Source organism: Oceaniglobus sp. K40-3, assembly GCF_055808395.1.
Map to the genome: position 1 here is coordinate 425,826 of NZ_CM147868.1, position 22,960 is coordinate 448,785.

Here is a 22,960-nt window from a genome sequence, read left to right on the forward strand (position 1 = left end):
GTGGTCTTGTTATCGGGTGCAAAAGCACCGTCAATCCAAGGAATACACATGTCCAGCATTCTGACCAACACCGGCGCCATGGTGGCACTGCAAAGCCTGAAATCAATCAACTCAAATCTGCAAGCTACGCAGAATGAGATCTCTACAGGGAAATCCGTTTCAACAGCCAAGGACAATTCGTCCATTTGGGCAATTTCAAAAGTCATGGAGTCTGACGTTCAGGGCTTCAAGGCTATCTCCAGCAGTCTCGCTCTGGGTGAATCGACTGTCGCTGTTGGCCGTCAGGCTGCGGAAACCGTGACCGATCTTCTGACACAGATGAAAGACAAAATCGTCGCGTCTCAGGAATCCAACGTTGATCGTGAAAAGCTTCAAACCGACGTCAGTGCCCTTCGCGATCAGATCAGTTCGGTTGTCGGGGCCGCTCAATTCAATGGGCTAAGCCTCCTTTCCAACAGTGAAACGACTACGGCCTATACCGCAGCCGGCAACCACGATGACTCGGGGCTTATCAATGTCCTGTCCTCCCTGGATCGGTCCGGTAACGGCGTCGCGAGCAGCGACATTACCGTCAACAAACAAGATTTGAGCGCAACGGCCTCCGCGAAGGGCACCTTGGTTCTGGCAGCCGCTGCCATGACCGCAGCAGGTACGGCAACTGCCAACGGTGCAGCCTCCGCGACCTACACGATCAACGGTGAAACGACGACGACCGGCCGTACAAAGGCAGTTATGGCTGGCGATAGCTATGCATTCGACATGACAGTGTTTGACGCGGCCGTGACGGGGGCCACCCCTTTCGCATCAGCAGCCACAGCCAAACAGGAAGCGATCTATACCGCCAAAGACGGTGATACCAAGGCCGATGTTGCAAACGGCATGGCGGCAATGATGAACTTCCGGCTCGCCGAGCAAGGGTTGGAGAACGATTTCTCGGTAACCGTCAGTGATAACGTCGTGACGGTGACAAACAATACCGCAACGGCGATGGCTGCGTCCGCAGCGGCGAACGTCGACCTTGACGCCGGCGGTGCCGTAGGTGGCGGTCTGGCGGTGCTCGGTGAAATTGATGTGTCAACGGAACAGGGCGCTTCGGCAGCTCTTGCCGGGATCGAAGGTTTGATCCAGACATCAATCGACTCGGCCGCATCCTTCGGTTCGGTGGCGGGCCGGATCGAAACCCAATCAACCTTTGTCTCGGGCCTGACCGACGCATTGAAAGCCGGCATCGGCTCTTTGGTCGATGCCAACATGGAGGAAGCGTCGGCGCGCCTCCAGGCCCTCCAGGTTCAGCAACAGTTGGGCGTCCAGGCAATGTCGATCGCGAATCAAGCGCCACAGACGATTTTGTCGCTGTTCCGGTAACACCACATATCGGGGGCACCACAACGGTGCCCCTACTCCACCGCCACCACATCTTGGTGACCTGACCGCGCACGTCTAAAAAAGGACAAGCCGTGAACGCCTTTCAACTTGCAAAAACCGCCTATTCACCGGTGGCAACGCCACTACGTACCGCTCAAAGTAACGAGTATGACGCTTTCGCAATGGTCACCCGTGGCCTGCGCGATGCACAATCCCCAACCGACATCGCCAAAGCGGTCCTGGACAACAGGACTCTTTGGACTCTCCTCGCCACCGATGTATCGGACCCTGAAAATCGATTGCCGCCCCAACTCCGCGCGCAGATATTCTATTTGTCCGAATTCACTACGGCTCACAGTCGCAAAGTGTTGAACCATGACGTGACGGTTGACGCGTTGATCGACGTGAATTCGGCAATCATGGCTGGCCTGCGCCAGCAGCGTGACCTGGGATGAGCGGTCTCGTCCTGAAACTGGCGCCCAATGAACGCGTCCTTATCAACGGTGCCGTCATTGAAAACGGAAGTCGCCGTGGCCGATTGAATATCGTTACACCCGGTGCCAACATTCTTCGCCTAAGGGATGCGCTGCATCCCGACGAGGTCAATACTCCGGTTCGACGTGTATGTTATATTGCACAATTGGTTCTGTGTGGCGAAGCCGACAAAAATACAGCCAAACCGCAACTTCTGCGTGGCATTGAACAATTGTCCCAAGTCTTGCAGGACATCGAAAGCCAATCAACGCTTGCGGCTCGCGGCAAACGCAGTCGAGAACACACAGCATTACTACGCCCTAAAACACTTACGCACCCTGCTACCCTGCGAAGAACGGTTATTTGCCGTTGCGCAAACATGAGCTTCCAGCCGGTCGTTCCGCTAGCGGGAAATGCCGGCTGGGCGTTTTTGCAGCGCACCCGCGCAGCCCAACAAGAAACGTTCAACAATTCACCAAACCTGACGCGGAATGTCGATCATTTCCGCGCGAAAATCGCCAATGTCACCACTGCCGAAGACCTGGTAAATGATCGCCAGCTTCTTGAGGTGGCGTTGGGTGCGTTTGGCCTGGATGAAGACATCAACAACAAGTATTTTATTCAAAAAATACTTGAATCGCGCACTACGGATACCGGTTCCCTTGCGAACCGGCTGTCTGACAAACGATACGTAGCCATGGCCGAAGCGTTTGGTTTTGGCGACGTTTTGGGGCGCCGCACCGGATACGTCGACTTTGACAAAGAAATGGTCCAATCCTACCAGGATCGTCAATTCGAGATAGCAGTTGGCAACTCAGCGCCATCCATGCGGTTGGCCCTGGGATTGGAGAGGGACTTGGGCGATATCACCTCGCGCAATATCTCGGGCAATGCAAAGTGGTTCACGGTGATGGCAAACACACCTTTGCGCAAGGTGTTTGAAACCGCACTAGGTATGCCAACCAGCATTGGCGCGCTGGACCTCGACCGGCAACTGATTGAATTTCGTGACAGGTCGGAACGCACGTTCGGCGTTTCCGAAGTGTCTGATTTCGCTTCGCCGGAAATGCTTGAAGAACTGACCAGAAAATTCCTGATTCGCGACCAGGCATCAAACGTCACCTCCGGATTTTCATCGCAAAGCGCCGCCTTGGCGATCTTGCAAGCAGGCGCGCGATAATGACGTTTCTGAGTGTTTTTCCCAGTGTTGTTCAAACTTGAGCAAGTGGAAGAACGATCAGATCACGTACACAAAGCACATAAAAATTACCGAACGAGAAGTACGGGGACTTTGCAGGATCGGATCATTTCGGTTGTTGTCGAACCAATGAACAGGGCGCGAACGCGAGAGCGGGGCGATGCGCCCATGATCAGCAGGTCAAAACCTTCGCTGGCGGTCATCCCCGACAGGATTGCTTCAGGTTCGCCAGGGCGTATCACCGCCTCGGGGGTAAAACCGCCTGTCTTTAAAATCGCGACAGCACCGTCCAGCGCCCGGCGGCTTGCACCGGTTTCGGCACCTGCAAACACCAGTGTCACCGGCAAACCGGTGAACACTTCGCTGTTGGCAACGAAATCTACGGCCTTCAATGCCGCTTGCCCGCCGTCAAAGGCAATCAGAACCCGATTGATCGGCATGAAAGCCCGGTTGGCCACATAAACCGGTTTGTGGCTGGCGCGCACGATGCGCTCAATGTTCGAGCCAAGGTGTCCGGCGGCATGACCCGCCCCCTCACCACGTTTGCCGATCACAATCATTGATCCGCTGTCTTCCTTCGCGGTGATCGTTTCGATCAGATCACCCTGCCGCAATCGGGTTTCAACCTCAATGTCACCGTCGCCTTTGACGATGGCCGTCGCATCTTCGAGGATTGCGCGCCCATGCTCATGGGCAAGCTTTGCGCGCTGCGCGTCAAGTTCGGACAATTGTTCCAGCAACCGGGTACGCGCCCCCAACCGGATCGTTCCGCTCAGATCCTGTTTTCCGGGAGCATCGCGTCGGCCCATAACGTGATAGATCTTGACCTTTGATCCTGTACGCTTTGCGATCCAGGCGGCGTGATGACAGACGCTTTCGGAATAGGCCGACCCGTCCACAAGAACGATAAGTGTTTTCGGTGTCATGTTCGTCTCCCTCAATGGCCCATCACTTGATCTATCGCGCCCGGCCGGTCGTGGATGGCCAGCCTGTCGACGATGGTTTCCGATGCAGTGTTCAGCCCCGCGATCTCTACCTCGGCACCTTCACGGCGGAACTTGAGCACAGCCATGTCGAGGGCCGCAACAGAAGAAATGTCCCAGATATGGGCGCGGCTCACATCAATAGTGACTTTTTCAGGCGCTTCCTTGAAGTCAAACGCCTTCATGAAATCATCGGAAGAGGCAAAGAACAGCTGCCCCTCCACGAAATAGGTGCGGTGCGTGCCATCGGGCGAAATCTCGGACCGTACACCAAACAATTGCGCGATTTTCCAGGCAAAGAAGATGCCGGACAACAGCACCCCGACCAAAACCCCAATGGCAAGGTTGTGGGTGTAAACCACGAAAAACACCGTGGCCAACATGACGATAGACGATGATCTGGGGTGATCTCGCAGGTTTTTGATCGACGACCATGAAAAGGTGCCGATAGACACCATGATCATGATCGCGACCAGGGCGGCCATGGGAATTCGGGCGACGATATCGCCCAGCACGACAATCAGAATAAGAAGAAAAACCCCGGCAACAAAGGTGGAAAGGCGTCCGCGCCCGCCCGATTTGATGTTGATCGTCGATTGGCCAATCATCGCACAGCCCGCCATGCCACCGATAAATCCGGTCAGCGTATTGGCGATACCCTGCCCCACGCATTCCTGATTCCGATCACTTGTGGTGTCGGTCAGGTCGTCGACAATCTGCTGAGTCATCAGGCTCTCCAACAGGCCGACGACGGCAACCGCCACGGAATAGGGAAAGATGATCTGCAAGGTTTCGAACGTCAGCGGAATGTCGGGTATCAGAAACACAGGCAATGTATCGGGAAGCGCGCCCATATCCCCCACCGTACGCACATCAAGACCCAAAACCACCGTCAGAATCGTCAGCACGACGATGGTGACAAGGGGCGATGGCACCGCTTTTGTAATTCTCGGAAACAGATAGATGATCGCCAGCCCCCCCGCGACAAGAACATAAGTCAGGGGCGGAACGACACGCGGGTCAAGCTCGGGCAGTTGCGCGATGAAAATCAGGATGGCCAGCGCATTCACGAACCCCGTCATCACCGACCGCGACACAAAGCGCATGACATAACCAAGCCTCAGAAACCCGGCGGCGATCTGCAACAGCCCGGCCAGGACCGTGGCGGCAAGCAGATATTGAAGCCCGTGATCCTTTACCAGCGTCACCATAAGCACGGCCGTGGCCGCGGTGGCCGCCGAAATCATCCCAGGCCGCCCGCCAGTAATGGCAAGGATCACGGCAATGGAAAACGAGGCATAAAGCCCAATCTTCGGGTCAACGCCCGCAATGATCGAAAATGCGATGGCCTCGGGGATCAGCGCAAGCGCGACCACCAGCCCAGAAAGAAGATCGCCGCGAATGTTGTGTGTCCATTGGTGGCGGTATTCGGAAAGTGAAATCATGAACAATTCTGTATCCATAGGCCGCGAGCGGTTCCCGCGGTCTTGTTAATCTTGTCGGTTTTGGGTTATCCGGTGGGTCGGCGACCGGAAGAGCCACCCGAGGTTCGCACCCGGGTCCATATTTGCTGCGGCGCAATATACAGCTCACGCCCGATTTCGCAAGTGCCGGCAAAATGGTGGATATTTTGCGGGCTTTTGCAGCTTTGTTGCACGAATCGGGTTAAAGACGTTCTTCCCCTTGCCCCAGACGGATTTAGCCTACGGGCTGAGTGATAGGTATGCCAAGAGCCGTATAGCGGTTGAGGACAGCGATGCGGATTTGGGTCTGGCAACCTGCCTTTCAAAATCCCGCGCCATCAACGATTGGCCAAGCAGTTTCATACAATGCATCTTGGTTTCGACGCGGCTTCTGCGGTGGTATACCCAAAAGGACCTTCAACGTTAGACACGTTTGAATAGCCGCGTCACTGAATTGCTGTTGCCGACCGCGCTTGCCGTTTGGCGGCGGCGTCCAGTTCCAGGGCGCGAGTTCGCCGACGCGGTTGATCTTGTGATCGGCGATACGTTCGGGAACCCAGGTAAGCCAGGCTTCGGGATTGACGCCGTTCATGCGGGCGGTCTCAACGAGCGTGTAGGTGATCGCCGCGGCCTTGCCGCCACCTTTTGAGCCCATGAACAGGTAATTTTTCCTGCCAGGGGTCAGGGGTCTGATTGACCGCTCGCAGATGTTGTTGTCCAGCTCCAGCTGTCCGTCGTGGAGGTATGGTCTGCATCTTGACCGGGGTGTCGTCCATTGCCCGGCAGGCGATTTGCAACGCAAATCTGCCGGGAGGGGGCAAACATGGCGGGTTCGGCGCGCACCTGCTTGCCGATATGCTCGGCCAGCGGTTCCAGCAACGCCGTTGATCGCCCGACCCCAGTCGGTCAATGTCGATCGATGCAGGTCGAGTTTCTCGCGCGTAGATCTCCGACTGGCGATATAACGGGAGGTGATCGCAATACTTGCCCACCCGTTGACCGGCAGGAGATGCGTTGCATCGCCGAGAGGGGACACATGGGCGAGCAGGCCGGGGCCGGCTCGGCAGCGGCGCTTGCGCGAAGGTTTCGCAGCAGTTGCAGGCCATGTATTACCCGGCAGGTGAATGCACGCATTCACCGAGAGGGCGCGGACGCACGATCTGGCGGACGACAAAGCGCCCCGGGATGTATTCCAGCTCCTGCGTCACATCCTCGCCGAGTGGGCGCAGGGCGCCGCCACACGAGGCGCAGGCATCGCCCGGAGACAGAACCTCGGTCTGTCGCTCGAGATGATCGGGCAGCGGGGCGCGGCTGTGTTGCCGTTTGGCGGGCATTTCGGATTGCACCGCATCGTCATCCGCACCGGTTTCGTCATCCTGCGCCTGAGCCGCCTGCGCGATCTCGGTGTTCGCCATTTCGCTTGAACCGATGGCGCGACATGGCTCACTCCTGCAAGTCGAAGGCCAGCTGATCGAGGCTTTCGGATTTCGACCCGAACCGCGCCTTGCCCCTCTCGGCAGATTTGCCTTGCAAATCGCCTGCCGGGCAATTGATGGGCCGCCAGTTGCCCTTGCAGATCTTCCACCTTCAGGGTCAGAGACTTGATTTCCTCGCCCATCAGGGCGACCAGACCCTTCAGGTCTTCGGCATCGTCCGGCAGGGTTTTCAGCGTCTCCAGCATGGCAGGAATATAGTGAACCGGCGGCGAGAGTGGAACAAGGAATGCGCCTAAACCCCTGTTTTGTTGAGCTATCCCGCCTGCAATGGCCGCCATGTCCTTTGCGGCATGCGCCAGTCGATCCTTTCCAGCAGCATCGAGAGTTGCGACGGACTGAGGCTGACCTTGCCCTCCTTCGCTGCGGGCCAGACGAACCGGCCACGCTCGAGGCGCTTGGAAAGTTGCCATTGGAGCGCCATTGGTCCGAGCGACAATGGCGACGCAGGCCCCCTGGGCATCCCACCAGATGATCTTCAAAGATCACCCGTTCGCCATCGCGCTCGAACCGGTGGCGCTGCGATGGCTCCCCCCGGAACACGAACAAATGGCCGGAATACGGGTCCTCGGCCAAGACCTTTTCAACCTGCGCCGCCAAGGTGTTGAAGCCACGCCGCATGTCTGTCACGCCAGCCGCAAGCCACACCCGCGTATTGCTCGGCACCGGGATCATGCCATCAGACCCTGCACGAGCCCGACAACAGATGACAGCGCCGTCGGCCCTTCAATGACGACCCGTCGCCCATCCGAAAGCGTGATGTCGACCCGGCTGTCATCAGGCTCGCGTCGTCGGCATCATGGTCGATGGACGGCCCCGACACTTCCACCGGCAGGAAGATACCGTCATTCGCGATACCCCGGCGTCAAAAATAACTTCGGACCAATGCACCGGAAATCAGGGTCCAGCCGTCCGCAACGGCAAAGAACGCCAACTTGAACGGCAGTGACACGATGGCCGGCGGCACCATCATCATGCCCATGGACATAAGGATTGCAGCCACAACCAAGTCAATAATCAGGAATGGAAGAAAAATCAGAAACCCCACCTGAAACGCCCGCTCAATTTCAGAAAGTAAAAAGGATGGCACAATCAACGACAGTGGTGCTTCGGGCCGCAGGGTCACACCTGTCGCGTCGGGGCGCAGGGTTGTCAGACTTTCAAAAGTGCCAGGATCAATCCGACCGACCATGAAAACCCGGAACGGTGCAAGCGCCCGGGGAACGGCCACTTCAACGGGCAGGGAACCTTCGATCAGAGGGTTGATGGCGGCATTCCAAGCCTCCAGGAATACCGGCTCCATCACGAAGTAGGTGAGAAACAATGCCAGCGTCACGATGAGCATGTTTGGCGGCGATTGTTGCAATCCGATACCCTGTCGCAGGATTGAAAGAACCGTAACAATGAAGGGAAAGCACGTGATCATGATCGCAAGACCCGGCACCAGACTGAGCAGGGTGATCAGCGCCAGAAGCTGCACCGAACGGGCCGTGAGTGACGTATCACCACCAAGGTTGAGCGAAATGTCCTGCGCCATGACAGGCCCGGTCAGCACCGCAAGAATCAAGGTGGCCGCGATCCAGATCCGCACCATTGTCAGAGCCCGGTTTTCAGATCGGCCACTTCGGTCAGCCTGACCGCCAATTGTCCGGCCTGATCGCCGTCAAGCTCATGTAATTCGCCGCGCGCAATCAGCCGGTCACCGACATACAGATCCACCGGGTCATCAACCCGGGTATCGAGAGGCAGAATGGCATCCTTTGCCAACCGTAACAGATCGCGCAGCAAGGGGCGCGCTTTGCCGACCGAAATCGTAATCTCGATAGGCACCTGGGTAAACGGATGGGGAGGAGTTTCGGGCGCTGGGGCGGTGACGATGGTGTCATCCATGTTGTGCAGTCTCCTTGTTGAGGTCGTCCAGTGCGGCCACGGCCCCCCGATCGAGGCGATGACACCCTCAAGGTCGATTTCCCGCTCAATCATACCGATACGAATGAAAATCTGGCCTTTTGGCACTGTCGCTTCCGGGACCAGCATCAGCGGCAGGGTCGTAATCCGTTCGACGACGGGGCCCAATTGTTCGGCGTCACCGGGCGAAATCATAAGTTCGATCGGCGTATCGGCGGCTCCTTCTGCCATCCCGTCGATCTCTTCCATGATCCGGGCGCCCAGACTGTCGCGGATCATCCGGGGCAGCAGCTTTGACAGGATACCATTCAGAAGCGGCGTGAGTGAACGCATCACATGGGCGCGCGCCTCGTGATAGGTAAATCCCAGATCTTCAAGGTTGCTCGCCATGGCGTCGTCCAATTCGGCCCGGCTTTGGCTTGCCGCCTGCGCTGCATCTTCCCAACCGGCGGAATACCCTTTGTCATATGCGGCAAGGGTCTGTTCCTCGATGGGGGGTGGGATTGGCAAGGTCCGGCAAGGCCGAAGTGACACGGGGCGTCAAGGACGCTGCGCCAAAGTCCTCAAGTCTCAGTGGTGATGGCATCAAGCGGGCTCCTCGGTTTCTTCCATCCAGCTTTTCAGAATCTCAAGCGATTCTTCCTGGCGTTCATCAATCAATTTGCGCAGGCGGTTCACGGGGTCGGCCGTTGGATCGCCAGTGACAGGATCACGCTCTGATATGACCTGCATTTCGCCCGTCGCCGGTGCGTTGGCGTCGTCAATTTCGCCGGTCAGGGCCTGGGCACCTTGGGACGACCGACTTGGCTCTGGGGGAACAAGGGCAAAAGGCTCTTCCTGGCGTTTCGGCGCAAGAATCGGTCGCACAACAAACAATCCGAGCAGAAGCGTCACGACCCCGAGAACCGCAAGTTGCGCAAGGCGCATGGCGTCGAAATCCATCGGTCCAAACAGGCCCGGCGCCGGCGGGGAACCTTCGGCGGCCTGTGATTCGAACTGCATCGTTTTCAGGGTCAGACTATCGCCCCGGTCAGCATTGAACCCGACCGCAGAGGCGACCAATTCGCGCAGAGCCGCCATTTCGGTATCGGGGCGGGGCGACCAGACCTCGGCACCTGTCGCATCAATCGTTCGCAACCCATCGATCAGTACTGCAACTGACAGGCGCTTGATGGCGCCGGGCGCGCGCAGGATTTCCCGCTGAGTTTCGGATACCTCATAGTTAACGCGCTCTCTGGTCTGGGAGTCTTCCGATTTCGACGAATCACCACCACTACCGGCATCACCATCGGGCAGGTTGCTGGCCACAGTCACATCAGCGCTGCCCTTGTCAGTTGATGAGGTAGATTTTTCCTCGGTGTCCGAACTGATAGCGACCCGTCCCTCGGGGTCGAAACGCCGTTCCGTGATCTGCTCGCGCTCGGTTACCGTATCCACATTCACTTCGACGACAGCTTTGCCAAATCCGACCCGCGCTTCCAGAAGCCGCTCGACATTGTGTTTGATCTCATCGGCTTTGTCGTTGGCCTGACCAGGCGCGACGCCTGCCGAGTCTGGCGACAAGACAACGCCACCGCGGGCATCGATAACGGAAACATCGTCGGGCGCCAGACCGGCCACTGCCGACGCAACCAGAAACCGCAGGGCGCGTGCATGACTGGTGGACAAACCGCCGCTTGTGGTCGTCACAGTAACCGAGGCAGTCGGCGGAACATCACGCTGAAACGGTTTGTTATTTTGATTTGCAATATGCACGCGGGCGTTCTGAATCGTGGGGCTGGTCACGATGGTGCGGGCCAGTTCCCCCTCTTTCGCCCGCCAATAGGCCGCATCAAACATCTGTGACGTCGTGCCGAAACCGGACAGTGAATCAAGGAGTTCATATCCTTGAGCGTTGTTCCTGGGGAGCCCTTCCGATGCCAACGTCAGGCGAAGTTCATCCCGTTTGGTACTGTCCACGAAGATGGACGAGCCGCGTATGTCATAATCTGCACCTTGCGCTTCGAGGGCCTGCACGACTTCACCCGCCGCGCCATTTTCCAGCCCCGCATACAAGAGCGTCATCGACGGCGTCGTCGCCATGCGGCCCAGACCAATGGCAGCCACCACCATCGCAATAACCGCGAGCGCGGCAACCACTTGGCGCTGAACCGACAGGCCGGACCAAACCGAGAGTATTTGTTGCAAGACCATCCTCCTGATGAAACGGGCTTTTGCCCCGTCTTGCCGCCACTCTGACCTGTCGGGCCTTAACATTCGGTTAGTCAGATTGGGGTTAAAAGGGATTCGAGATAAAAAATCGGAAATGCCATGGCAAACGCAGAGACTGACCAACTCCCCCAAAGGCGCCGCGCAGATCTGGCATCAAGGGTTTGATATTAAGTGTTTTGATCGCGACCGCTGTGGGCGGCGGCGGGTTTTATGCGGTTTGGTCCGGCTTGATTTTCAACCATTCGCCACAGCACGAATCAACGAACACCGCAGTCGTTCCCGGCCTGCCAGACATCGCCTTCGTTCCCCTGCCAGCAATTGTCGTTTCGCTTGGCCCAGGAAGCAAATCGCGTCATTTGCGGTTTCAAGCGCAGCTTGAGGTCGACAAGCCACATGTCGACGACGTCACAATACTGCTGCCTCGGGTCGTCGACGTGCTGAACAGCTTTTTAAGGGCCGTTGAGCCCGCAGAACTGGAAGAACCCGGTGCATTGACCCGAATACGCGCCCAAATGTTGCGTCGCGTTCAGATCGTGACCGGCGAGGGACGAATTCGCGACCTGCTGATCATGGAATTCATACTGAATTAAGGACACAAGATGACGTTGATTGCCGATATCCTGTTGATTGCCGGCGCATTGGGTGCGGCCTTCTATTGCGTCGTTCTCTCCCGAAGGCTGTCTCGTTTTACCGACCTCGAAAAGGGAGTCGGCGGCGCAATTGCGGTGTTGTCTGCCCAGGTCGATGATATGACGCGCACGTTGCAAGCCGCGCAGACACAGGCCAACACATCCGGTCAAACGCTGGAAGAATTGACATCCCGCGCCGAGGATGTTGCACGGCGTTTGGAGTTGCACGTCGCGGCACTTCACGATTTCGAAGCAAGCACAACGTTGGAAACGGACATCGCTACAGATGCCACCAACAAGATGGCATTCAGGCGAAAAGATGCGAATCTTGCGCCCACTACTGCCGAAAAACCAACGATGGCAGGTAGCCCGCCTATTCAATCATACTTTGCAAGTCATCGACGCAGCTGATGGGAGTGAAAGTAATGTCACATCGCAAATTGAGGATCGGCCTAGGGCCCCTTTCAATCATGGCCATACTGCTGATCGTCTCCAGCGTTTTACGGTTCTTCGGGGGGCCTGCCGCGGCAATTGCAAAGGAAGTTGTTGATCTAAGCGCAAATAACGCAGACCAATGCACCCCTGCACCGGATGTTACCGCCGTACTTGATGCGCTATCTCGAAGAGAGATCCGGGTAGAACAGCGCGAAATCTATGTCAACGAACGCTCGGCAAGCCTCGCTCAAGCCAAGATCGAAATCGAGCACCAACTTGCAACGTTGGCGGACGCAGAAGAGCGCCTGGAAGCAACGCTGAATGTTGCAGCCACCGCAGCAGAAGATGATGTTGCGCGCTTAACTGCGGTCTATGAAAACATGAAGCCAAAAGAGGCTGCGCTCCTTTTTGAAACAATGTCGCCCGCTTTTGCCGCAGGTTTTCTAGGGCGTATGAGACCAGAGGCAGCCGCCAAGGTGATCGGAGGTCTTTCACCAGATGCCGCCTATTCTATCAGCGTAATCCTTGCAGGACGCAACGCAGATATTCCGAAATAATAGCGACACAAAGCCACCTTTAGTTACGGCTCTTTAACGCAATCCTGCAATATACATGACAAACCACTGATCTTTGGGGGATCGAATATCCATGCTTGGTTTCGCCGGAATTATTATCATTTTCGTTATGGTGTTTGGGGGGTACTTGGCCGCTGGTGGCAAAGTCGGGATTATCCTGAAAACCTTGCCTTTCGAACTGGCAATGATCGGCGGAGCGGCAATTGGGGCATTCCTTTTATCGAACGACTCAGCCGCTGTGAAACGCTCTATCAAAGACGTGGGTTTGGTGTTTCGAGGGCCAAAATGGGCACCTGAGGATTACCGCGACTTATTGTGCCTTTTGTACGAGCTAATTCGCCTCGCAAAGCAAAACCCTGTACAGCTCGAGGAACATATCGAAGCGCCCGACACCAGCGGAATATTTGCGCGATATCCTCGAATCTGCGGCGACCACGAAGCAGTCGAGCTGATTTGCGATACTCTTCGGGCTGCATCCATGAATTATGATGATCCACACCAGGTTGAAGAGGTGCTCGAAAAGCGTATGGATGCAAATCTTCAACACGCGCTCCATTCCAGCCATGCATTACAAGCGATGGCAGATGGCTTGCCCGCGCTTGGCATCGTGGCTGCGGTCCTGGGTGTCATAAAAACCATGGGGTCAATTGACCAACCTCCAGAGGTCCTGGGAAAAATGATCGGTGGCGCACTCGTTGGCACTTTCCTGGGCGTATTTCTCGCCTACGGTCTCGTTGGGCCATTTGCAACCAAGGTGAAAGCAGTCGTTGAAGAAGACGCCCATTTCTATCAACTGATCCGTGAGGTTTTGGTCGCCAATATGTATAACCATACCGCCAACATCTGCATCGAGGTCGGCCGCCAGAACTCCCCTCATCATATGCGCCCAGGATTCGCGGAACTTGAGGAAGCGTTGAAAGGCGTAAAAATTTCATGATCTGGCATGTGACGCAATTAACTGTAATCGCTATAATTGGCTCTTTGGTTTTTCACTTTCCCGCCAGTGCCGCGGCCGCAAAAGATATACGGGTGCGAACCGGAGAACATAACGGCTTTACCAGAATTGTGATTGATTTCGGGCGGCGACCAAATTGGAAGATAGGGCGGCAAGGTGATCACTACGAGCTAATTCTTAGCGATCCAGAAGTACAGTTTGATCTTAGCGATGCATTTCGCCGTATCCGCGGTGATCGTATCAAAAACATGAAAGATATAGGAAGTGGACGGCTCGCCCTGACCCTTGGATGCACCTGCTTTCTATCAGCTCAACCTCTGCAAAACCAAGGGTTGCTGATCGATGTCAAAGATGGCTTAGCGCCTGTTCACAGTCCGTGGGAGGTTGATTTAAATGACGTGCAGTTGCCGAAGATGGCATCGCATCCCCGCCCACCCGCGCAAGGGCCATTGCTACCAGTGCTTTTTCCAGAAAGTGATCAGCCGCGCTGGTTTGAACCCTTGGCATACCCTACTAAAGAAAAAACGGCACCTATGGAAAGTGGCCGGGCGGATGAGCCTCTTTCGACATTGTTGAAGCAAGTATCTCGTGCCGCCTCTCAAGGACTAATTTCGATTGACGCATCGTCGAGCCTAACGAGAGCAATCTCACACGAAGTGGAAAAACATCTCGAATCAGGTGCCACAGATGGGAAACCGCCACTGAACAATATCGTCATCGAAACGCAAATAGATCGCGACAATCTTCATGGAGCAATGGGTCACGGCAGCGATGAGCCGATCTTATGTGTCACCCCATCCATTGTCGATATCGCGCGATGGTATTCCTCCCCGAGCATTCTTGCCGACTTGGGCAAAATACGAAGCGAATTATTCGATAGTAGAGGGCGCCCTAACCCAGAAGTATACTCCGACCTGGCTCGCCGGTTAATCTATCTATCATTTGGTACAGAAGCTTTGTCGCTGTTGAAAACGGGACCAGATAACATCCCACACCTAAAAATATTGACCGAGTTGGCCGCCCTGGTAGAAGGATCAAAATTTGAAACTGACGGAATTCTTAAAAATCAGATGAATTGCGACTCCACAGCAGCAGTTTGGGCGGTACTGGCTGCAACCAAAAGGCCAGATTCAAGTCAAATAAATTTGGAAGCTATCGTCCGAAACACTTCCGCGCTACCTATTCACCTGCGGCTCCTACTCGGCCCACGCATTGCAAAAAAGCTTATAGACTTCGGATATCAAGACACGGCGATTGACGTACGCAACGCCGTACGTCGCGGTATAATAAGCCAACCGCAAGAGATTGTCATGTTAGATGCCGAGATTGACCAGCACCTCGGCCATCAGAAATCTGCCAATCAGAAATTCTTGATCGTGGCCGCTTCACGAAGTGACCAGGCTGCAGCAGCATTGATCCAACTCATCAAAAGCATATCTCGTAGTGAGACATTGGTAGACGAGGACCTCCTCTCTCTGGCAAGCGCTATGGAGTTCGAGCTTACTCAGGTCGAGCTGGGTCGTGATCTAGCGGTCGCAATATTTGAGGCACGCGTGCACAATCGACAATATGAATACGCATTCGACCTTCTGCGATCTATGGCCCATCGTGGTCAGTTGAGTCGCCACGATATAGATATTTACCGCACGGAGGCTGTCGAAAGTCTTTCTGATAACGGAAGTGACGCACAGTTTCTCACGCTCGCAATGCGCGAGTTGAACTCAGAACCGGCGTCCAGTCCAGCAAGGCTCGCGGCGGCCTCACGGTTTGTGAAACTGGGGATGCCGCAGTTGGCGCGTAATGCGCTGGGTACACGTACTGGGACACCCGGACTCACCGAACGCTACGTTCGTGCCGGAATCGCAGTCTTGGAGAACAACGCCGACGTGGCTGAAAGTTATCTGTCTGGCCTTAAAACTCCACAGGCAAATGCACTCCGTATACGAGTGGGCCAAATACGAGACAGTTCGAAACCGAGACACTCTAAATCCGATGAATTTCACCTGAATGAAAACCCCGACACTGTTAGAAGAAAATACGATCAGGATATCCTAACTCAAAATCAGAATATTTTGAATGAAAGCAAAGCGATGCGTGAAAATATTATGGCGGAGATCTATAAAAAAGCTCCACCAGATGTGCATGAACAATAATAAACGAGGCACAAAATGATTTTACAAACTTAAAGAGGTGACCTCACAGAAGATGATACACTCGTTAGAGCCCGTATAAGTTTTGGAATTGTCAGAGATGTGTCAGCCACTGCCAAATATTGATACGATCATGCCCCAGAGAGTTTTTAACATCAGCTACCTCTGCATATGGTAGGCCTGATTGTATAATAAAACTTGATGCTCTAATTTCGAATACCGCATACATATTCGGATGTATACAAATTCTCCAATTTCGCCATCAAAGCCTGAGCTGGGAAGAATGTGAGACGTATAATGAAAACGATATCTCTTAGGTTGTTATTCCAGCCGACGGTCATGCTCGCGCTGGCGTTGATGGGCGTCATTGTCATGATGATTCTCCCAATGCCAGCCTGGATACTTGATGTGGGTTTGACGATTTCTTTCGCGATGGCCATTTTAATGTTTACGCTCACCCTGTTCATTGAACGCCCCCTGGATTTCTCGGCTTTTCCGACGATATTGCTGGCGTCGTTGATGCTGCGGTTGTCCCTGAACGTTTCGTCCACAAAATTAATCATTGGCGAAGGTCACACGGGAACCTCGGCCGCTGGAGGTGTGATCGAAGGGTTCGCAATGTTCGTAATGGGTGGAAGCCTTTTTCTTGGCTTGGTCGTATTTTGCGTTTTGCTTATCGTAAATTTCATGGTTATCACAAAAGGCGCCGCCCGGATGGCAGAGGTGGGGGCTCGATTTGCCCTTGACGGAATGCCGGGCAAGCAACTGGCAATTGATAGCGATATGTCCGCTGGGGCGATCGATCACGCCGAGGCAAAATCGCGACGGGAACGTGAACAACAGGAAACCACTTTTTTTGGTTCACTTGATGGCGCGTCGAAATTCGTAAAAGGGGATGCTATTGCAGGTCTTCTCATAACCATAATGAATTTGGTAATGGGGCTGATCATCGGCGTCGTGGTTCATGATATGCCAGTCAGTCGGGCGTTTGAAACCTATGCCATCCTGACGGTTGGCGACGGATTGGTTAGTCAAATTCCCGCAGTGATCATTTCAATTGCATCAGCATTGTTGCTGGCGCGCGGAGGTGCGACCGGATCCACGGATCTCGCTATTTTCTCGCAACTGGGTCGCTATCCCGCCGCGCTGGCAACTGTCGCGGTTCTGATGGTGCTGTTTGCGCTGCTCCCGGGGCTGCCATTTTTGCCTTTTATGCTGGGCGGCCTTGCGCTGGGGGCTGCCGCATTCGCAGGATATCGGCATGCGGGCAATCAAAAGGCGGCGTCTGCGATACCAACGATTGACGAAATGGAAATCGCGGAGGCAGGTATGGGCGACATCCTTGATCTGGACGACATCCATTTGGAATTCGCGCCCGACCTGGTACCTATGGTTCTGGATCCTGGGGACGGACTCGATGCGCGAATTGGCAATATGCGGCGACATGTAGCGATGGTTTATGGGCTGATACTCCCCGAGATCCGATTGACCGACGACGCCTCTTTGCCGCCAGGTACGTATGTCATCAGGATCCAGGGCGTCGAACAGGTTCGGGACAGGATTTTGCCTGATAGAATACTCGCGTTAGTATCTGATAGCGTGAATGATATTCCCAGCGGCGATGATGTAAAAGAGCCGGTCTATGGCGCGCCGGCGCGTTGGATATCACGCGAAGCTCAGGATCGCGCGGCCATTGGCGGGCTTACCACAGTCACGCCAACCGAAGTTTTAGCGACGCATATGTTGGAGGTGATGAAGCAAAACTTCCCGCGCCTGATGACGATGAAAGCGTTGCGCCGTTTGTTGGACGAATTTACTCAACTAAGCGATAAATCGAGGGCTGACGCGAATCGTCGGCTCCTGGATGAATTGATCCCTGATAAAGTGCCTGTCGATCTATTGCTGTCGATTCTGCGGCTGTTGTTGGCCGAACGGGTGTCGATCCGCAATCTGCCTCTGATCCTCGAATCCATCGCCGAGGCTCGGAACGCCCGGGCCACCCCTGAAACAATCTGCGAACAGGTACGTCAGCGACTAGGGTTTCAACTGATTGCCGAACTGCGACGCGCTGATGGCACATTGCCACTGTTGCAACTCGCACCGGAATGGGAGGACGTATTTTCCGCCCATCAGATCGAAGGTGAAAGCGGCGCAACCGACATCGCCCTGCCCCCGGACGATTTCAATCGCCTGGCCACGGCCATTGCCGAAAAGGTGGGCGTGATAGGCGGGACCGGAGTATTTGCCGCACTGGTCACATCGACCCGCCGTCGTCGGTTTCTCCATATGGTGCTGGCCGCAAAGGGCATCGCCAATCCCGTCCTTTCATTCGAGGAAATCGGCAGTGACGCCCGCCCTGCCCTGGTCGGTATGATCGCTCCGTGATTGAGTTGGCGGCAGCCATTGTCGCGCAAGTTCAGGGAATGCTTTTCGTGGGGTTCCTTGTTTTCCTTCGCGTGGGTGCGGCAGCCGCGATCATGCCCGCATTCGGAGAGCGTGTTGTCCCGCTTAGGGTGCGTCTGATCCTTTCGCTAGGGCTCACGTTGTTGGTTGCGCCAGGGGTCATTCCGCGATTTCCGGCGCTTTCACAGATGCCACCATGGGGCATTGTTCTTGCTTCTGAAACCGTCGTCGGGCTCTCCATAGGGGCGGCACTGCGCTTGTTCATCCTCGTTTTGCAAATGTGCGGATCGATGGCCGCACAAGCGACATCCCTGGCGCAGCTCTTCGGTGGTCAAGCTGCGGATCCAATGCCCGCGGTAGGCCACATAATGGTTATTTCCGGTCTTGCTCTCGGCGCGATGCTTGGCCTTCATGTTAAGATCGTAATGCTGTTTCTGGTCTCGTACGATATTCTTCCGTTGGGCGAACTTCCCGACGCCGCTGATATCATGCCTTGGGGGCTTGCCCAGATCGCGCATGCTTTTTCACTCGCCTTCACATTGGCGGCACCATTTATCATTGCGACACTCGTCTATAATCTGGCGCTCGGGGTGATCAACAAGGCGATGCCACAGTTGATGGTCGTTTTGGTCGGGGCTCCCGCCATTACCGCTGGAGGTCTGCTGTTCCTTGGGTTCGCACTGCCGACAATCCTGTCTATCTGGTCTGGTCAGTTTGACGCGTTTCTTTCGGCGCCGTTCAGGAGCAGCCCATGAGCGGCGGAGATGACGAACAAGACGACAAGCAATACGAACCTTCTGCCAAGAAACTGGAGGATGCCCGGAAAAAAGGGGAAGTTCCCCGCTCTAACGATTTGATAACAGCCTCAGGGTATGCCGGATTTTTGTTGGCGGGGGTAGCGCTGGGGGCGGCCGGCCTGTCCGATCTTGGCCAAATTTTTGCCGGTTTTTTGGCACGGGCAGATCGGCTGGCCGAGCAGATGTTTGATGCCAGTGGGACCGCACTCAGCGCCGGTTTTGGGCGCGACATCGCAAGTGATCTCGCGCCTTGGGCCCTGATTCCAGCGGCCTTTGCGCTCGTGTCGGTTTTTGCTCAACAGGCGTTCACGGTCACCGTGACGAAGGTACAGCCCAAACTGAACCGGATCTCGCTATTGTCCAATGCCAAAAACAAATTCGGCCGGAATGGCTTGTTTGAATTTGTGAAGAGCTTTGTGAAATTGTCGATATATTCACTTATCCTCGGAGCATTCCTGTGGACGAAGATGCCCGAGATCCTGGGTGCGGTCGCACTCAACCCGCCCCTTGTTGCGGAACTGATGTTGCGGCTGTCCATGACGTTCTTCATGTTGGTTCTGGTCGTTTCTTTCGCCCTGGGAGCAATTGATTTCATATGGCAACGGGCAGAGCACCTGCGCAAAAACCGGATGTCGCACAAGGATATGAGCGACGAGTCCAAGGAATCGGAAGGCGATCCACACGTAAAACAACAGCGCCGCCAGAAGGGTTATGACATTGCGATGAATCAAATGTTGTCTGATGTGTCCGGCGCCGATGTCGTGATCGTCAATCCGACCCACTATGCAGTAGCCTTGAAATGGGATCGTGAATCTGGGCGGGCGCCGGTTTGTGTTGCCAAGGGCGTTGATGAAATCGCCGCCAGAATTCGCGAGCGGGCACAAGAGAACAATGTGCCCCTGCATCGCGATCCGCCCACGGCACGGTTGCTTCACGGCGTTGTTCAGATCGGCGACGAAATACACCCCGATCATTACGCCGTTGTTGCCGCTGCGATTCGATTTGCGGAAGCCATGCGCAAAAAGGCGAAACGCCGATGAACAAGGATGGGCTGACCCGATTGTCACAATTGGCGGATATGAAACGAGACATTGATCTGCAAGATCTCAGTCGCATTTCCAGCCGGATGAATGTGCTTCAGCGCGAAATCAACCAGCTTCGCGCCCAGATCCGGGCGCGAGACGACACAGTTAACCTCGATCCTGCACGGATGACCGGCGTCGATGTCGTATGGCGGCGATGGGTAGACGGGACGATTACGCGACATCAGACGCAAATGGCCGAACTGGCCCTGGCACGCGAGATGTTCCTGACGCGCGCCCGCCTATCGTTCGGACGGGCCGACGTTCTGGGTAAGCTGCAAAAGCAAACAGAAAGACCGCGCCAGAAAAAATAATCCGGCGCGGCCGTTTGCGCATCCGACAGGGTGCGCAAATCTCAGTTATCTTGCCGATTTATATCCAGGATCAGAACATCATAGAGTGCACTTCCCAATTCTTCACGACCCTTTTCCAACAGGGCGCGTCGTAAATCATCCATTGTTCGGTTCGACGTGAATGCCGATCCAGCAAAACCGCCGGCATTTGCGTGATCTAGCAAGACCCTAAGAAATCCATCGCGCAATTTCGGCTCTCGGGCATAAACAGCATCCGCCTGCTCTGGCGCAACTTCGAGGGACAATGACAGAACAACAAGCGCCGCGACCGCGCCATCTTCGACCAGCGGAAAGACGAACTGATTGGAAAGTTTTACGAATTCGCTGTTCTTTTCGTCTTCGAGGGTTTGGTGGTTTGGCGCGGCGGCCGGTATCGCCCCCACATCACCACACGGATTCCCTCGGCCAACGGTGGGGTTTCAGGGATAGCCTCGGGGCGCAAAGCGATGCCCGCTCCGACGCCAGCCCCCAATCCGATGAGAATGATTAACAGCGGCACAAGTATTCGGATCATGTCTGCTCCTCAGAACGGTAGAAGAATGTCGGCGATTTGTTGGCCCCACCGGGGCTGTTGAACATCACTGATCTGGCCGCGCCCGCCGTAAGAAATGCGCGCCGCCGCGATTTTGTCATAGGTGATTTCATTTTGACGCGAGATGTCCTCCGGGCGGACAAAGCCGGTGACGACCAACTCGCGAATTTCAAAGTTGACACGCACTTCCTGACTGCCTTGAATTTGCAGCACACCATTCGAAAGTTCGTTCACCACGGTTGCCGCAACCCGCAAGGTCAGCTTTTCGTTGCGCTTTACCGATCCATCGCCCGCGCTGCTGCTGGCTGAATTTGTCGATACAGCATCCGCAAGCGTGGCCCCCGCCGGAAGGCGCTCATCTGCCCGCTGGGGCAGCCCGAACAACGACGGGATACCCATGCTTTCGGATCCACTCCGCGAGCGTTGCGACGAGTTCGAGATTTCGGCCCGGTCATCAATTTCGATCACGACGGTCAGAATATCGCCGCGCGTGTCGGCGCGCCGATCACCCAAAAGTGACCGCCGCCCACCGCTCCAAAGCGAAGCTTGATCGACAGGGCGGTCAGGATTCAGCGTTTCAGGCAGACCGGGAATGGCCATGGCGCTGATTTCATTGCTGGTTTCCGTTGGCGTAAATTCGGGCACCTGACCGACATCGCCCAACCGGGCACAACCAAGGGTAACAAGTAGGGCGAGAAGATGTATGCGCATCGGGTTTCCTCAGGGCAGGGCGTTGAGAACAAGGATCGAGCCATCCTTGGCAACGGTGCCGGTCACTGTGTTGCGGGATTCAAGGTTCATGACACGCAGCCGGTCACCAACGCCGGCCCGGGCAAGTGTCCGTCCCTCCATTGCGATCCTGAGGGCGCCACTGCGATAATAAACCATGACAATCTGGTTGCGTTCGACAATGGCCGGCGCACCGATATCGGTGGGTCGGATCGGGCGCCCGGCATAAAGAACAACGCGGGTTTCCTGACCGATCAGGCTGCCCGGATCGGAATACGCCCCCGGCGTTTCGGCGGCCACCATCGCGAGATCGGCAGATGTCAGGATCGCCTGTGATCGGATCGTGCGTGCCGCAACAACCGTATCCGCCGCAGCAATGGCCGGAGCGACGAGCGCGAGGAAGGTTAACAGGCGGATCATCGGATCTGCGTCGTTGCGCCCAGCATCTGATCGGCGGCGGTGATCACCTTGGCATTCAATTCATAGCCGCGCTGCGCCTCGATCAACTGCGTCACTTCGCGCACTGCATCCACCGAGCTGCTTTCAAGATACCCTTGGCGCAAGGTGCCAAGCCCGTCCTGACCCGGCGCCCCCACAAGAGCCGGGCCGGACGCCGGTGTTTCGAGAAATACGTTCGATCCCATCGCCTCCAACCCTTTTACATTGGTGAAACTGGCCAGTGAAAATTGGCCCAGAAGCTGCGGTGCAACCTGATCGTTGAAATAGGCATAGACCTCACCTTCGCCGTTGACCGAGATCGCGCGCGCATCGCTGGGAATGGTGATTTCGGGCACAACCGGATGCCCATCGGAGGTCACGATCAGACCGTCGCCGGACCGTTTCAGGGCGCCATCGCGGGTAAATCCGGACGTGCCCGAAGGCAAGGTCACCTCCAGAAATCCACTGCCTTCGATGGCGATATCCAGATCGCCACCCGTTTGTGACAAAGACCCCTGTTCGACATTCATGGTGATCGCGGCGGGGCGCACACCAAGGCCCAATTGTACACCGGTGGGCAGTTGCGCGCCGTTGGCGGCGTTGATCGTGCCGGCCCGCGAAAGCTGCTGATAGTGCAGGTCCGCAAATTCGGCGCGGCGGGCATTGTATCCCGTCGTGCTCATATTCGCGAGGTTGTTTGAAATCACTTCGACCCGCATCTGTTGGGCACTCATCCCGGTGGCGGCAATTTGCAGGGCGCGCATGGCGAACTCCTTTGTTGTTATAA

General features: G+C 55.8%; 22 protein-coding genes, 4 pseudogenes and 1 other annotated feature. Of the genes and pseudogenes, 13 read left to right on the plus strand and 13 right to left on the minus strand.

Annotated elements, in window-relative coordinates; translation table 11 throughout:
* Positions 1-48: 48 nt before the first annotated feature.
* From AC0L7P_RS02255 to AC0L7P_RS02270, 4 genes and pseudogenes are all read left to right on the plus strand, one after another.
* Complete coding sequence (locus AC0L7P_RS02255; protein ID WP_473434299.1) at positions 49-1,365, plus strand: flagellin N-terminal helical domain-containing protein; 1,317 nt, start codon at positions 49-51, stop codon at positions 1,363-1,365.
* A gap of 92 nt (positions 1,366-1,457) precedes the next feature.
* The gene (gene flaF, locus AC0L7P_RS02260) at positions 1,458-1,820 is read left to right on the plus strand and encodes a flagellar biosynthesis regulator FlaF (protein WP_473434300.1); all 363 of its coding nucleotides are present in this window, start codon (positions 1,458-1,460) and stop codon (positions 1,818-1,820) included.
* A pseudogene (flbT, locus tag AC0L7P_RS02265) lies at positions 1,817-2,222 on the plus strand (flagellar biosynthesis repressor FlbT). Before flaF ends, flbT begins: the two are co-directional and overlap by 4 nt.
* Positions 2,219-3,019, plus strand: coding sequence for a DUF1217 domain-containing protein (locus AC0L7P_RS02270; RefSeq protein WP_473434301.1), 801 nt, complete (start codon positions 2,219-2,221; stop codon positions 3,017-3,019). The pseudogene flbT and the gene AC0L7P_RS02270 overlap by 4 nt, the downstream one beginning before the upstream one ends.
* Positions 3,020-3,105: 86 nt before the next feature.
* Here the strand turns inward: AC0L7P_RS02270 and AC0L7P_RS02275 are convergent, their stop codons facing one another.
* The 9 genes and pseudogenes from AC0L7P_RS02275 to fliF all read right to left on the minus strand — a co-directional run bounded on the left by AC0L7P_RS02275 (position 3,106) and on the right by fliF (position 11,077).
* Positions 3,106-3,963 (minus strand): universal stress protein, encoded by an 858-nt coding sequence (locus tag AC0L7P_RS02275; RefSeq protein WP_473434302.1) that lies wholly within the window; start codon positions 3,961-3,963, stop codon positions 3,106-3,108.
* Between the two features lie 11 nt (positions 3,964-3,974).
* Positions 3,975-5,465: a SulP family inorganic anion transporter gene (locus tag AC0L7P_RS02280; protein WP_473434303.1), complete on the minus strand. Its 1,491-nt coding sequence runs from the start codon at positions 5,463-5,465 to the stop codon at positions 3,975-3,977.
* A gap of 63 nt (positions 5,466-5,528) precedes the next feature.
* Positions 5,529-5,586: a sequence feature (sul1 is cis-regulatory element that is thought to sense ions involved in sulfur or methionine metabolism; They are found in Alphaproteobacteria), on the minus strand.
* Positions 5,587-5,718: 132 nt separating this feature from the next.
* Positions 5,719-5,885, minus strand: a pseudogene (locus AC0L7P_RS02285) (IS5/IS1182 family transposase); the annotation flags it as partial.
* 88 nt (positions 5,886-5,973) lie between these two features.
* Positions 5,974-6,228, minus strand: a pseudogene (locus AC0L7P_RS02290) (transposase domain-containing protein); the annotation flags it as partial.
* A gap of 364 nt (positions 6,229-6,592) precedes the next feature.
* Positions 6,593-6,898 (minus strand): IS66 family transposase zinc-finger binding domain-containing protein, encoded by a 306-nt coding sequence (locus AC0L7P_RS02295; RefSeq protein WP_473434304.1) that lies wholly within the window; start codon positions 6,896-6,898, stop codon positions 6,593-6,595.
* A gap of 334 nt (positions 6,899-7,232) precedes the next feature.
* Positions 7,233-7,651: pseudogene (gene tnpB / locus AC0L7P_RS02300) on the minus strand (IS66 family insertion sequence element accessory protein TnpB).
* Between the two features lie 190 nt (positions 7,652-7,841).
* Positions 7,842-8,570 (minus strand): flagellar type III secretion system pore protein FliP, encoded by a 729-nt coding sequence (gene fliP, locus AC0L7P_RS02305; RefSeq protein WP_473434305.1) that lies wholly within the window; start codon positions 8,568-8,570, stop codon positions 7,842-7,844.
* A 2-nt stretch (positions 8,571-8,572) separates the two neighbouring features.
* Positions 8,573-8,866 carry a FliM/FliN family flagellar motor switch protein gene (locus tag AC0L7P_RS02310; RefSeq protein ID WP_473435527.1) on the minus strand — a complete coding sequence of 98 codons (294 nt, stop codon included), beginning with the start codon at positions 8,864-8,866 and terminating at the stop codon, positions 8,573-8,575.
* Between the two features lie 603 nt (positions 8,867-9,469).
* A complete protein-coding gene (gene fliF / locus AC0L7P_RS02315) occupies positions 9,470-11,077 on the minus strand; it encodes a flagellar basal-body MS-ring/collar protein FliF (protein WP_473434306.1) in 1,608 nt (535 codons plus the stop codon).
* A 194-nt stretch (positions 11,078-11,271) separates the two neighbouring features.
* On the opposite strand from fliF, the gene AC0L7P_RS02320 reads away from it, so the two are divergent.
* The 9 genes from AC0L7P_RS02320 to AC0L7P_RS02360 all read left to right on the plus strand — a co-directional run bounded on the left by AC0L7P_RS02320 (position 11,272) and on the right by AC0L7P_RS02360 (position 20,435).
* On the plus strand, positions 11,272-11,685 hold the full coding sequence (locus AC0L7P_RS02320; protein WP_473434307.1) for a flagellar basal body-associated FliL family protein: 414 nt from the start codon (positions 11,272-11,274) through the stop codon (positions 11,683-11,685).
* A gap of 9 nt (positions 11,686-11,694) precedes the next feature.
* Positions 11,695-12,135, plus strand: a complete 441-nt coding sequence (locus tag AC0L7P_RS02325) for a hypothetical protein (protein WP_473434308.1) — start codon at positions 11,695-11,697, stop codon at positions 12,133-12,135.
* A 59-nt stretch (positions 12,136-12,194) separates the two neighbouring features.
* A complete protein-coding gene (locus AC0L7P_RS02330) occupies positions 12,195-12,716 on the plus strand; it encodes a MotE family protein (RefSeq protein ID WP_473434309.1) in 522 nt (173 codons plus the stop codon).
* Between the two features lie 91 nt (positions 12,717-12,807).
* Positions 12,808-13,671, plus strand: coding sequence for a flagellar motor stator protein MotA (gene motA, locus AC0L7P_RS02335; protein ID WP_473434310.1), 864 nt, complete (start codon positions 12,808-12,810; stop codon positions 13,669-13,671).
* Entirely contained in the window at positions 13,668-15,842 is a 2,175-nt protein-coding gene (locus AC0L7P_RS02340; protein WP_473434311.1) for a hypothetical protein, read from the plus strand. The genes motA and AC0L7P_RS02340 overlap by 4 nt, the downstream gene beginning before the upstream one ends.
* Before the next feature lie 294 nt (positions 15,843-16,136).
* Complete coding sequence (gene flhA, locus AC0L7P_RS02345) at positions 16,137-18,224, plus strand: flagellar biosynthesis protein FlhA (RefSeq protein WP_473434312.1); 2,088 nt, start codon at positions 16,137-16,139, stop codon at positions 18,222-18,224.
* Positions 18,221-18,997: a flagellar biosynthetic protein FliR gene (locus tag AC0L7P_RS02350; protein WP_473434313.1), complete on the plus strand. Its 777-nt coding sequence runs from the start codon at positions 18,221-18,223 to the stop codon at positions 18,995-18,997. The genes flhA and AC0L7P_RS02350 overlap by 4 nt, the downstream gene beginning before the upstream one ends.
* Positions 18,994-20,079, plus strand: a complete 1,086-nt coding sequence (locus AC0L7P_RS02355) for an EscU/YscU/HrcU family type III secretion system export apparatus switch protein (RefSeq protein ID WP_473434314.1) — start codon at positions 18,994-18,996, stop codon at positions 20,077-20,079. Before AC0L7P_RS02350 ends, AC0L7P_RS02355 begins: the two co-directional genes overlap by 4 nt.
* Positions 20,076-20,435, plus strand: coding sequence for a hypothetical protein (locus AC0L7P_RS02360; RefSeq protein WP_473434315.1), 360 nt, complete (start codon positions 20,076-20,078; stop codon positions 20,433-20,435). The genes AC0L7P_RS02355 and AC0L7P_RS02360 overlap by 4 nt, the downstream gene beginning before the upstream one ends.
* A gap of 41 nt (positions 20,436-20,476) precedes the next feature.
* On the opposite strand, the gene AC0L7P_RS02365 is transcribed toward AC0L7P_RS02360, so the two are convergent.
* The 4 genes from AC0L7P_RS02365 to flgG form a co-directional block, all read right to left on the minus strand.
* The gene (locus tag AC0L7P_RS02365; protein WP_473434316.1) at positions 20,477-20,857 is read right to left on the minus strand and encodes a flagellar basal body-associated FliL family protein; all 381 of its coding nucleotides are present in this window, start codon (positions 20,855-20,857) and stop codon (positions 20,477-20,479) included.
* A gap of 140 nt (positions 20,858-20,997) precedes the next feature.
* Entirely contained in the window at positions 20,998-21,717 is a 720-nt protein-coding gene (flgH, locus tag AC0L7P_RS02370; protein WP_473434317.1) for a flagellar basal body L-ring protein FlgH, read from the minus strand.
* A 9-nt stretch (positions 21,718-21,726) separates the two neighbouring features.
* A complete protein-coding gene (flgA, locus tag AC0L7P_RS02375; protein ID WP_473434318.1) occupies positions 21,727-22,155 on the minus strand; it encodes a flagellar basal body P-ring formation chaperone FlgA in 429 nt (142 codons plus the stop codon).
* Positions 22,152-22,937: a flagellar basal-body rod protein FlgG gene (flgG, locus tag AC0L7P_RS02380; protein WP_473434319.1), complete on the minus strand. Its 786-nt coding sequence runs from the start codon at positions 22,935-22,937 to the stop codon at positions 22,152-22,154. The genes flgA and flgG overlap by 4 nt, the downstream gene beginning before the upstream one ends.
* Between the last annotated feature and the right edge of the window lie 23 nt (positions 22,938-22,960).